Annotated in this window: 10 protein-coding genes; 2 read left to right on the top strand and 8 right to left on the bottom strand. The window is 74.7% G+C overall.

What is annotated here, in order from left to right; all coding sequences use genetic code 11:
• Positions 1-68 precede the first annotated feature (68 nt).
• Positions 69-515 (bottom strand): DUF485 domain-containing protein, encoded by a 447-nt coding sequence (locus ACFWTE_RS15870; RefSeq protein ID WP_378780145.1) that lies wholly within the window; start codon positions 513-515, stop codon positions 69-71.
• A gap of 529 nt (positions 516-1,044) precedes the next feature.
• Between ACFWTE_RS15870 and ACFWTE_RS15865 the strand changes: the two genes are divergently transcribed.
• Complete coding sequence (locus ACFWTE_RS15865; RefSeq protein ID WP_378780143.1) at positions 1,045-1,323, top strand: hypothetical protein; 279 nt, start codon at positions 1,045-1,047, stop codon at positions 1,321-1,323.
• 173 nt (positions 1,324-1,496) lie between these two features.
• On the opposite strand, the gene ACFWTE_RS15860 is transcribed toward ACFWTE_RS15865, so the two are convergent.
• From ACFWTE_RS15860 to hutH, 6 genes are all read right to left on the bottom strand, one after another.
• Positions 1,497-2,597 (bottom strand): GNAT family N-acetyltransferase, encoded by a 1,101-nt coding sequence (locus ACFWTE_RS15860; protein ID WP_378780142.1) that lies wholly within the window; start codon positions 2,595-2,597, stop codon positions 1,497-1,499.
• 196 nt (positions 2,598-2,793) lie between these two features.
• Entirely contained in the window at positions 2,794-3,999 is a 1,206-nt protein-coding gene (hutI, locus tag ACFWTE_RS15855; RefSeq protein WP_378780140.1) for an imidazolonepropionase, read from the bottom strand.
• Positions 3,999-5,402 (bottom strand): formimidoylglutamate deiminase, encoded by a 1,404-nt coding sequence (locus tag ACFWTE_RS15850; RefSeq protein WP_378780139.1) that lies wholly within the window; start codon positions 5,400-5,402, stop codon positions 3,999-4,001. The genes hutI and ACFWTE_RS15850 overlap by 1 nt, the downstream gene beginning before the upstream one ends.
• Positions 5,399-6,640, bottom strand: a complete 1,242-nt coding sequence (locus ACFWTE_RS15845; protein ID WP_378780138.1) for an allantoate amidohydrolase — start codon at positions 6,638-6,640, stop codon at positions 5,399-5,401. The genes ACFWTE_RS15850 and ACFWTE_RS15845 overlap by 4 nt, the downstream gene beginning before the upstream one ends.
• Positions 6,637-8,313 (bottom strand): urocanate hydratase, encoded by a 1,677-nt coding sequence (gene hutU / locus ACFWTE_RS15840; protein ID WP_378780136.1) that lies wholly within the window; start codon positions 8,311-8,313, stop codon positions 6,637-6,639. The genes ACFWTE_RS15845 and hutU overlap by 4 nt, the downstream gene beginning before the upstream one ends.
• Before the next feature lie 55 nt (positions 8,314-8,368).
• Entirely contained in the window at positions 8,369-9,916 is a 1,548-nt protein-coding gene (gene hutH, locus ACFWTE_RS15835; protein ID WP_378780135.1) for a histidine ammonia-lyase, read from the bottom strand.
• Between the two features lie 196 nt (positions 9,917-10,112).
• Between hutH and ACFWTE_RS15830 the strand changes: the two genes are divergently transcribed.
• Positions 10,113-10,874 (top strand): IclR family transcriptional regulator, encoded by a 762-nt coding sequence (locus ACFWTE_RS15830; protein WP_378780133.1) that lies wholly within the window; start codon positions 10,113-10,115, stop codon positions 10,872-10,874.
• A 59-nt stretch (positions 10,875-10,933) separates the two neighbouring features.
• On the opposite strand, the gene ACFWTE_RS15825 is transcribed toward ACFWTE_RS15830, so the two are convergent.
• Positions 10,934-11,617, bottom strand: a complete 684-nt coding sequence (locus tag ACFWTE_RS15825) for a hypothetical protein (protein WP_378780132.1) — start codon at positions 11,615-11,617, stop codon at positions 10,934-10,936.
• Between the last annotated feature and the right edge of the window lie 54 nt (positions 11,618-11,671).

The raw sequence follows: 11,671 nt of genomic DNA, 5'->3' as shown, positions 1-11,671 counted from the left end.
CTGTACGTGGGCGGTGCCCTACCCCGTGACGGCACCGCCCACGACTCCCCCCGCGGGTGCGGCGGCCATCAGCGCACCACCGTCCCGGCGCCGGCCCCGTCGGCGCGGGCCCGGTCCCGGATCTCCTCCGCGAGCGGGTCGATCGCACGCTCGGAGAAACGGCCGAACGCCCAGGCGAGCACGAACGTGAGAAGGAACTGCCCGATTCCCATGACCAGTGCCACGTTGACCGAATCGACGATCTCGATACTCATGAAACCGCGGGCGTACGCGGACAGGACCAGATAGGACAGATAGCTGAGAAGGAACGACGACACCAGCAGAACCGACTGGAGTGCGAATCTCCTTCGGAGCCTCACGAAGCGCGGATCGACCGAGATGCGCTCGAACGTGTGTGCCGTATTCGCGCGCGCACGGCGCCGACCCGCCTCCGACCTGCCCTCCCTCTCCCCGAAGGCCTCCCCCCGGCCTCCGCCGCCACGCCTTCTGTACGTGCCCTCCATGTACTCGACCACGATGCTCCCCGCTCCTCGACCGGGCCCCGATCCCCACGGCGCCCGCCATTCACCGGTGCGCCCTGACGGGCTCCCCTCACCGGATTGTCCGGAACGGATCGCCGCCACTCGGCGCTTCGTCCCGGATTGGCAACACCCTAGCCACGCCCACCACTGCGCGTTCACCGAATTCGCACATCGACTTCCGGAATTTCGGAACACCGGCCCGGGGAAACGGACGAAGAAGAGGGAAGTCGATCACGCGGCCCCATATCACCCCGACGCCATTTCGCACGGAGCCGCGGCGGATCCGGAACCGCCCCGCGCCACGGGCGACCGGAATCACAGCCGGTTCCACCCCCTCGCGGACCCGCTGGTCATCAGGGGCACACGGGTCACGCGTTGGCGCATGTGTCGCCGGTCTTCGCTAGGCTTCGGGGCGACCCCGAACCCATGACGGAACCCCGGCGTTCAGCCGGTTTCCGCGTTCGTACAGGTGTATGATTAAGGGGTCCGCACATTCACGCGATACCGAAGGGAAATCCCCGCCGTGGTCACCGAGGTCTTCACGCGCAAGTACTGCGATCCCCACGCCGTCCGCGAGGAGAAGGTCGAGGCGAGTGAGGTCATCCAGTTCGCCTGGGACGGCGCCGTCCGCGAGGTCGACGCCTGCGGCGAGTGCTTCCAGGAGCACGAGTCCCGCATGGAGCCCCTCGTCGACTACTCGCGTCCGGTGAAGAAGCGCCGCGTCACCAAGAAGTCCTCCGCCTCCTCCGCCTCCTCCACCGAGGACGCCGGGAACGGCGACGACGCCGCGGACGACGAGTAGCACCAGGAGACTTCCGGGGGACGGGCTCCCGTGCCCCAGGAGAGGCCTCATCGCGTCAACCGCGAGCGGGGGCGGCGACACCCCCAGTGGTCGCCGCCCCCGCGTCCTTGTGGCGCCCCTCCCCGGGCGCGCCCCCTCACCGCGGTCCGCGCGGCCCGAGCGCGTCGGCGCCCTCAGTCCTGCCCCATCAGCCGGGCGACCCTGCCGCCGCGCCTGGCGGGTCCGCCCGGTCCGCCCTGCAGCGCCTCGGCGACCGGCACCCGGGCGTGCACGTACGAGCCGCCCTCCCCCTGGAACCGTACGGACGCGCCGAGACCGCGCATGATCCGCATCATCCCCGCGTTGGCCAGCGTGGTCTCCGCCCGCACCTCGGCCAGGCCCCAGTCCGCGGCGATCACGGTCAGCGCGCGGGCCAGGGCGGTTCCCACCCCGCACCCCTGCCAGGCGTCCTCCACCAGGAAGGCGATCTCGCCGACCCCCGGGTCGAGGGTGTACATCAGGTGTCCGAGGGCGACGGGCTCCTCCTCGCCCCGGGGGCGCACCGCCAGGGTGAGCCCGCGCCCGGGGTCGCAGAACACCCGCAGCATGTGGGGGCTCAGCTCCGCCATCCCCGCGAAGTAGCGGTTGCGCACGGTCTCCGCCGAGCAGCGCCGGTGGAGGTCGCTCAGCGCGGGCGCGTCGATCTCGCGCACCTGGCGCAGGGACAGCCCGGCGCCCTCGGCCGTACGGATGGTCCGGTCCGTGGGGACCGGACCCGTCGAGGGCATCACCGAGCGCACCAGCGCGTCGGCCCGGCTCGACTCGGTCCAGGTGAAGGCGTGCGACCGCCGGCGCACGAGGACGCCGCGGAGCGGTCCGACGGGCACCAGCATGGTGGTGCCCGGGTCCGCGTCGGCGGTGCCCTCCACACGGGTCAGGTTGGTCCAGCGGGCCTCGTCCGCGAGCAGCAGCTCGGCCAGCGCCTCGGGAAGCCGGTTGGGGTGCGCCCGCAGCCGCGCGGTGAGCAGGAGGGCACGGGTGACGTCGTCACCGACCTCCCGCCTCTGGGCGGGGACGGCCGTGACCGTGCCGGTGGGGCAGTGCTCCCGGAGCGCGCGGACCGCGGGGCCGTGGTCGCCCGGGATGTCGACGACGAACTCGTCGACCACGCCGGACACGTCCGTGTGGAGGGAGAGCCCGACGATGTTCCCGCCGCACCGCGCGAGGGCGTCGACCACCCCGGCGAGTCCGCCCGGCCGGTCCTCGACAGCCGTCCTGATCCGCCAAAGGCTCACTGCGACCCTCCCTGGGAGAAGGTGCGCCCGCCGCCGCGGAACGACGCTGTTCCGCGACGGCGGGACGCGCACCGACGTGACTCCAGTGTGGGCGGCGAAGGTTTCGCGGACGTTAGCCGCCGGTTGAGTTCGGTGTCCGGTTCGCGGGGCGCCGGCGGCCTCCGCGTCCTACGCCGTCATCCGGCGCGGGCCCGGGTCAGGGCCGCCCGGCGACCAGTGCCCCGTCCTTCCAGACCGCCGCGACCTGCGGGACACCGGGACGGTAGGCCAGGTAGATGTGGTTGGGGGCGTCGAGCAGGGTGAGGTCCGCGCGCGCACCCGGGGCGAGGTGGCCGACGTCGGTGCGCCGCAGGGCCCGCGCGCCCCCCGCCGTCGCCGCCCACACCGCCTCGTCCGGGGTCATGCCCATGTCGCGGACGGCGAGGGCTATGCAGAAGGCCAGGCTGGAGGTGAAGCACGAACCCGGGTTGCAGTCGCCGGCCAGGGCGACGACCGCCCCGGCGTCGATGAGGGCGCGGGCGTCCGGGTAGGGCTGGCGGGTGGAGAAGTCCACACCCGGCAGCAGGGTGGCGACCGTGGGCCGCGGACGCCGGGCCGCCTCGGCCAGGGCGTCCACGTCGGCGGAGGAGAGGTGGGTGCAGTGGTCCACGGAGGCGGCGCCGAGCTCGACGCCCAGCCGGACGCCGGGCCCCTCCCCCAGCTGGTTCCCGTGCACCCGGGGCAGCAGTCCGCGCTCCATCCCGGCGGTGAGGACGCGCCGGGAGGCGTCCTCGTCGAAGGCGCCGCGCTCGCAGAAGACGTCGACCCACCTCGCGTGGGGCGCGCACGCGTCCAGCATGGGACCGGTGACCAGGTCGAGGTAGCCGTCGGGGTCGTCCGCGTACTCGGGGGCGACCACGTGCGCGCCGAGGAAGGTCACCTCGTCGGTGACCCTGGCGGCGACGGCCAGGCTGCGCTCCTCGTCGCGAATGGTGAGGCCGTACCCGGACTTGACCTCCAGGGTGGTCGTGCCCTGGGCGCGGGCCTCGCCCACGAGCCGTTCGGCCCCCACGAGCAGGTCGGCGTCGGAGGCCTCACGTGTGGCGGCGACGGTGGTGCGGATGCCGCCCGCGGAGTAGGGGCGCCCGCTCATCCGCGCGGCGAACTCGCGGCTGCGGTCCCCCGCGAACACGATGTGGGAGTGGCTGTCCACGAACCCGGGGAGGACGCAGCGCCCCGCCGCGTCGACCCTCGCGTCGGCGTCGGGCGCCTGTGCGCGGGGGCCGGCCCAGGCCACCCGGCCGCCCTCGACCACCAGGGCGGCGTCCGGGATCTCGCCCACCGCGCCACGGCCCCGGGACGGGTCGTTGGTGACCAGGGTGGCGATGTCGTCGATGAGGATGCTCTCCGGCGCGTCGGCCATCAGTGGATCTCCTTGATCACCGTGTCGAGTTCGTGCGCGGTGTCGGGCACGAGTGTGTGGACGCCGTCGCGGACGGTCCACCGGCCGTCGGCCATCACGTGGCGCACGTCGGCGGCGGAGGCGGCGAAGACCACGGCGTCGGTGGCGCGCGCCGGGTCGGCCCCGGCCAGCCGCACGCCGCCCAGGGGGACGTTGACCAGGTCGGCCCGCGCCCCGGTACACAGCGTGCCCGCGTCCGCCCAGCCCAGGGAGGCGTGCCCGTGGGCGGTGGCCGCGCGCAGGAGCGCCCCGGTGCCCAGGGTGCCGCGCCGGTGGGTGCGCAGGCGCTCGTGGAGTTCGACCGCCCGGGCCTCCTCGAACAGGTCGGTCTGGACGTGCTGGTCGGTGCCCAGGCTGAGCGGGGCGGGCAGCAGGTCGCCGGTGCGGGGCAGCCCGTCGGCCAGATCCCGCTCCGTGGTGGGGCACAGGCACACGGTGGCCCCGGAGAGCCGGACGTCCTCGACGTCGTCGTCGGTGAGGTGGGTGGCATGGACGAGGCTGGTGCGCGGGGTGAGCGCCCCCGCGTCGGACAGCACCCGGGTGGGGGTGCGGCCGTAGGCGCCCAGGCAGGCCGTGTTCTCGGCCGGCTGCTCGGACACGTGGACGTGCAGGGGCGCGGCGCGGTCGGCGGCGAACGCGGCGACGTCGGGCAGCTGCGCGGCCGGGACGGCCCGGACCGAGTGGGCTGCCGCGCCCACCAGCACGTGCTCCCCGCCCGGGGCGAACCGGGCGACCCTGTCGGCCCACCGGTCGGCGTCGCCGTCGCCGAAACGCCTCTGGGGTCCCTCCAGCGGCTGGTGGACCCCGCGGGCGTCCGGTCCGCCGGACAGGTAGCACACGTCCAGCAGGGTGATCCGGACCCCGGCGTCGGCCGCCGCCCCGGCCAGGGCCGCACCCATGGCGTTGGGGTCGGCGTAGCGGGCGCCGCCGGGGGCGTGGTGGAGGTAGTGGAACTCGCCCACACAGGTGACGCCCGCCAGGGCCATCTCGGCGTAGGCGGCCCTGGCCAGCCGCAAGTAGGTGTCGGGGTCGAGCCGGTCGGCGACGCGGTACATGGCCTCGCGCCAGGTCCAGAAGGATCCGCCGCCGGTGTGGGTGCGTCCGCGCAGCGCCCTGTGGAAGGCGTGTGAGTGGGCGTTGGCCAACCCGGGCAGGGTGAGCCCGGTGAGGGTCTCGGCGTCGGCGGGCGCCCGGGTGCCGGCGGCCACGGAGGTGATCCGCCCGTGGGAGATCTCGACGAGCACCCCGTGGGCGGGGGCCCCGTCCCCGGTGCCGGTCCACGCCCACTCGCACCACACGCGGCGCGGCGCGGGACCGCGCCCCGCGCCGGAGGGGCGGTCCGCCGCGGCTCCCCCGCCGGTCACCCTGCACCGACCGTGCGGACGGGGTCGGCGAGGAGGTCCTGGAGGACGTCGGCCAGGGCGAGCACACCGGCGTGGCAGTCGTCGGGCCGGGCGTACTCCCGCGGGGAGTGGGACACCCCGGTCGGGTTGCGCACGTACAGCATCGCGGTGGGCACGTGCGCGGCGAGCACACCCGCGTCGTGCCCGGCACCGGTGGGGAGCACCGGTACGCGCGGGTCCGGGGCCCGGGTGGCGACCACGGCGGCCAGGCGGTCGCGCAGACCGCGGGCGAACCCGACCAGGGGGGTGAGGGACTCACCGGTCATCGCGTAGCCCACGCCGTGGTCGCGTGCGGCGCCCGCCGCCGCCTCGCGGACCCCGGCCACGACGGCGTCCAGCGTCCCGGGGTCGGCGGCTCGGGCGTCCAGCCACGCGCTGACAGCGGACGGAATGGCGTTGGTCCCGTTGGGGGCGATCAGGCCCCGGGCGACGGTGGCACGGGCGCCGTGCTCCTCGGCGAGGGAACGGGCGGCCAGGATCGCGTGCGCGAACGGCAGCATGGGGTCGCTGCGGTCCTCCAGCCGCGTGGTCCCGGCGTGGTCGGCGCGACCGGTGAAGTCCATGCGCCAGCGCCCGTGCGGCCAGATCGCGCCCGCCACGCCCACCGGGTGCGCGGTGTCCTCCAGGGCGCGCCCCTGTTCGACGTGCAGCTCCACGAACACGTCCAGGTCGGCGAGCGCCCCGGGGTCGGCGCCGAGCGCCAGCGGGTCGTGCCCGGCGGCCTCCATCGCCTGCCCCCAGGTGACGCCGGACGCGTCGGTGAGGCCGCGGGCGCGTTCGGGGGAGATCTCCCCGGCGCTCAGCCTGCTGCCGAGGCAGGGGACGCCGAACCGGCCGCCCTCCTCCTCGGCGAACACCGTGACCGCCAGCGGCCGGGCCGGCGTGATCCCGCGCCGGCGCAGCTCGTCGACGGCGGCCAGCGCGGCGGCCACCCCGAGCGGCCCGTCGAAGGCTCCTCCGTCGGGTACCGAGTCCAGGTGGGACCCGGTGGCCACGGCCCCCGGCCCGGGGGTGCCCCACCAGGCCCAGAGGTTGCCGTTGCGGTCGGCGCGCACGTCGAGCCCGCGCGCGGTCGCGGCCTCCGTGAACCAGGCGCGGGCGTCGGTGTCGGCGCCGGCCCAGGTGTGGCGGTGGTAGCCGCCGCTGCCGGCGTCGCGTCCCACGGGCGCCAGGTCGGCCCACAAGCGGTCGAAGCTCACTCGCCCTCCTTCATGGGGACTCGGATGCCGTGTGCGGCGGCGACGCGCTCGGCCTCCACGTACCCGGCGTCCACGTGGCGGACGATCCCCGTGGCCGGGTCGTTGGTGAGCACCCGCTCCAGTTTGGCCGCGGCCAGTTCCGTGCCGTCGGCGACGCTGACCTGTCCCGCGTGGAGGGATCGGCCCATGCCCACGCCTCCGCCTTGGTGGACGGACACCCAGGAGGCGCCGGAGGAGGTGTTGACGAGGGCGTTGAGGAGCGGCCAGTCGGCGATGGCGTCGGAGCCGTCCCTCATGGCCTCGGTCTCGCGGTAGGGGGAGGCCACGGAGCCCGTGTCCAGGTGGTCCCGGCCGATGGCCAGCGGAGCGGAGATCTCGCCGGAGGCGACCAGCTCGTTGAACCGCTGCCCGGCGGCGGCGCGCTCGCCCTGGCCGAGCCAGCAGATGCGGGCGGGGAGCCCCTGGAAGGCGACCCGCTCCCCCGCCAGGCGGATCCACCGGGCCAGGTGCTCGTTGTCGGGGAACAGGTCGAGGACGGCCCGGTCGGTGCGCGCGATGTCGGCGGGGTCGCCGGACAGCGCCGCCCAGCGGAACGGTCCGCGGCCCTCACAGAAGAGCGGCCGGATGTAGGCGGGCACGAACCCGGGGAAGTCGAACGCCCGGGTGAACCCGCCCTCACGCGCCTCGTCGCGGATGGAGTTGCCGTAGTCGAACACCTCGGCGCCGGCGTCGAGGAAGCCGACCATGGCCTCCACGTGGGCGGCCATGGACTCGCGCGCCCGGAGGGTGAACTCCTCGGGCTTCGCGGACGCCAGGGCCTTCCAGTCGTCGACGCGGACGCCCACGGGCAGGTAGGAGAGCGGGTCGTGGGCGGAGGTCTGGTCGGTGACGATGTCGATCGGGGCGCCGCGGGCGAGCAGTTCGGGGAACACCTCGGCGGCGTTGCCGAGCACGCCGATCGACAGCGGGCGGCGCTCGTCCCGCGCCCGTACGGCGAGGTCGAGGGCGTGGTCGAGGCTGTCGGCGCGCACGTCGAGGTAGCGGTGCTCGATACGGCGGTCGATGCGGCTGCCGTCGCACTCGACCACGATCGCCACGCCCTCGTTCATGGTGACGGCGAGCGGCTGGGCGCCTCCCATTCCGCCGAGGCCCGCGGTGAGGGTGATCGTGCCGGCGAGCGTGCCGCCGCTGCCGCCGGCCGCGCCGCCGAGCTTGGCGGCGACCGCGGCGAAGGTCTCGTAGGTGCCCTGGAGGATGCCCTGGGTACCGATGTAGATCCACGAGCCGGCGGTCATCTGCCCGTACATGGTCAGGCCCCTGGCCTCCAGGCGGCGGAACTCGGGCCAGTTCGCCCAGTCCCCCACGAGGTTGCTGTTGGCGATCAGCACGCGCGGCGCCCACTCGTGCGTGCGCATGATGCCGACCGGTCGCCCGGACTGCACGAGGAGTGTCTCGTCCCCCTCCAGGTCGCGCAGGGAGGCGGTGATGCGGTCGAAGCTGCGCCAGTCCCGCGCGGCCTTGCCCGTACCGCCGTAGACCACCAGCTCCTCGGGGTGCTCGGCGACCTCGGGGTCGAGGTTGTTGTGGAACATGCGCAGGGCGGCCTCCTGGGGCCAGCCCTTCGCGGACAGGGTGGTGCCGCGTGCGGCGCGGACGGTGCGCGGGGTGCTCATGCGGGGCTCCTCGTTCGTGGTGGGCCGGCGGCCCGGGGCTGTACCCGCCCCGGGGTCAGACGAGCGTGGTGACGGACTCCGCTGCCCCGACCGCGGAGCCGTCGGCGACCATGGCCGTGGCCGCGGCGATCTCCGGGGCCAGGTGGCGGTCGGGGCCGGGGCCGTCGACCCTCTCCCGGAGGGCGCGCAGGACGGCGCCGGTGGCCGGGCCGGGCTCCAGGGGCGAACGCAGGTCCAGTGCGCGGGCGGCGGTGAGCAGCTCCACCGCGAGCACGCTGGTCAGGCCGTCCACGGCGCGACGCAGCTTGCGGGCGGCCGACCAGCCCATGGACACGTGGTCCTCCTGCATGGCGGAGCTGGGGATGGAGTCGACGCTGGCGGGCACGGCCAGGCGCTTGAGTTCGGAGACGATGGCGGCCTGCGTGTACTGGGCGATCATGTGGCCGGAGTCCACGCCGGGGTCGTCGGCGAGGAAGGCGGGCAGCCCGTGGGACCGGGACACGTCGAGCATGCGGTCGGTGCGCCGCTCCGCGATGGACGCGGTGTCGGCGACCGCGATGGCCAGGAAGTCGAGCACGTAGGCCACGGGCGCGCCGTGGAAGTTGCCGTTGGACTCGATCCGCCCGTCGTCGAGCACGACCGGGTTGTCGATGACGCTGTCGAGTTCGCGCCCGGCCACGAGGAGGGCGTGGGCGAGGGTGTCGCGGGCCGCTCCCGCCACCTGGGGGGCGCAGCGCAGCGAGTAGGCGTCCTGGACCCGGTTGCAGTCGGGGCCGCGGTGGGAGGCGACGATCGGGGAGCCGGCGAGCATGGCGCGCAGGTTGGCGGCGGAGGCGGCCTGTCCGGGGTGCGGGCGCAGCCGCTGGAGCTCGTCGGCGAACACCCGGTCGGTGCCCAGCAGTGCCTCGACGCTCATCGCGGCGGTGATGTCGGCGACCTTGAGCAGCCGTTCCAGGTCCAGGCAGGCCATGACGAGCATGCCGAGCATGCCGTCGGTGCCGTTGATGAGCGCCAGGCCCTCCTTGGCCCCCAGCTCCACCGGTCGGATCCCGGCCTCGTGCAGGGCGGTGAAGGCGGGTTTGGCCTCCCCGGCGGCGTCGTGCACGGTGCCCTCGCCCATCAGGGCGAGAGCGACGTGCGCCAGCGGCGCCAGGTCTCCGGAACAGCCCAGGCTGCCGTACTCGTGGACGACCGGGGTGATCCCGGCGTTGAGCAGGGCGGCGAGGGTCTCGACGGTGGCGGTCCCGACGCCGGTGCTGCCGGAGGCCAGGGTGCGCAGGCGCAGGAGCATGAGGGCGCGTGTGACCTCGCGCTCGACCTCGGGCCCGGTTCCCGCCGCGTGGGAGCGGATGAGCGACCGCTGGAGGCGGGCCCGCAGGTCGGGGGCGATGTGGCGTGTGGCGAGCGCGCCGAACCCCGTGCTGACCCCGTAGGCGGGGACCTCACCGCGGGCGAGGGACTCGACCCGTTCGCGGCCGTGCCTGACGGCCTTGCGGGACTCCTCGGAGAGGGTGACGCGGGCGCCGTGGCGCGCGACGTCGAGGACCTGGGCCGGGGTGAGAGGGGCACCACCGACGACGACGGAAGGGACTGGCGTGGACATGCACCCATTGGACCCCTCGGGAGGCCGCCGGTGAAGCGCTGACACGGCGGTTCCGTCTGGTATGTCAGACTGCGCGGCACCGGCCCCCTCCGCTGCGGACGGCGACGCCGGCGGGGCCGCCCCCACGCGGCCCGGCTCCTGCGGCTGCGGATGTGCTCGACCGGCGCCCGTGGGGGCCGCGTGGCACAATCGGCGCATGAGCCTCGTTCCGGCGGCGACCCGCGCCCTGCGGCTGCTCCGCTTCCTGGCGACGCGCCCCGGGCCGGTGTCGGCCGCGGCGATCGCCGCCGAGCTCGGTGTCCCGCGCTCCAGCGTCTACCAGCTGCTGGAGGCCATGGCGGAGGAGGGGTTCGTGACCCACCTCCCGGAGGAGCGCCGCTGGGGCCTCGGGGTGGCGGCCTTCGAGATCGGCTCGGCCTACCTGCGCCACGACGGCGTGGAGCGGCTGGCGCGCCCCCTCCTGCACCAGCTCACCGAGAGCACCGGTGCGACCGCCCACCTGGGCGTGCTGCACGGTGCCGACACCCTGTACCTGCTCAAGGAGCAGCCCCCGCACGCCGCGCCGCTGATCACCGGGGTGGGGGTGCGCCTCCCCGCGCACCTGACCGCGTCGGGGCGGGCGATGCTGGCGCGCCTGCCCCGTGCCCAGGTGCGTGCCCTCTACCCGGACACGGCGGCGTTCACCGACCGCACCGGGCGCGGGCCCGCCACCCCCGGGGAGCTGCGCCGGGTCCTGGAGGAGGAGCGGCGCCAGGGCTGGTCCATCGAGGACGGCCAGGTCACCGAGGGGTTCGTGTCGGTGGCCGCGGCGGCCTCGGACCACAACGGCCGCCCCGCCGCGGCGATCAGCCTGACGGTGCCCGGTGCGCGGCCCGTCACCCCGCAGGCCCTCGCGGGGAGGGCGCGCGACGCGGCCGCGGAACTGACCCGGCGGCTGGACGGGCGCGCCTCACACTAGTGCGGTGACCGGAAGGGTTCGCGGCCCCGCCCCTCACGCCATACCGGCAACGTTTCCGGTCAGCCCACCAGCGGCGGGGTCCGCACCACGACCGAGGGCAGCGGCGCGGTGCGCTCCACCATCCTCAGGATTTTCTCCTTGTGCTCCGCGGGCACCTGCACGTAGAACTGCGTGGGCGCGGCCACCGGTTCCAGTCCGAGGCTCTCGGCGGTCTCGGCCCAGCTCGGGAGCTCGGTTTCGGTGCGGTGGGTGTCCAGCACGAACTCGATGAAGTACGTCAGCCGGCGTCCACCGGTGTGCACCTCGCGGACGCGGCGGATCTCCGGCCACGCGATGAACGTCCCCTCGCCCGGGAACCACCACTTGCGCTCCTGGAGGACCGTGACGCCGTCGCTGTCGGCGCTGATGCCCTGGCGGGTGATGCGCTGGGGCAGCCCCCGTACCAGGAGGAGGTTGCTGCCGGGGCCGATGAAAAGCATGGTCAGGCCCGCGGCCGCCCACAGGGAGACCGAGCCGACGGTCGCCTCCTCGCGCAGCACGTGCCAGAGCATGGACCCCAGGACCACCAGGAAGCCCAGGGTGAGGGCGCCCGAGAAGTACGCCGCGGTCATCCACATCCGCGTGTTGGGGCCGCGCAGGCTGACGTACCGGCGCAGGTGCGATACGCCGCCGGAGGGCTGTGTCAGGTCCGAGGGGACGCCCGGCACGGGAGCGGGGACGTCCGCGTTTTCGGGGGAGGCCATCCCCCCATTCTTCCAACTCTTTCGTGTGCTCGGTGCGGCGGTACCCCTGGGGTT

The sequence above is a fragment of the Nocardiopsis sp. NPDC058631 genome (assembly GCF_042716955.1).
Lineage (GTDB): Bacteria > Actinomycetota > Actinomycetes > Streptosporangiales > Streptosporangiaceae > Nocardiopsis.
The sequence above is the reverse complement of the archived record's forward strand: the minus strand, read 5'-3'. Positions and strand labels throughout refer to the sequence as shown.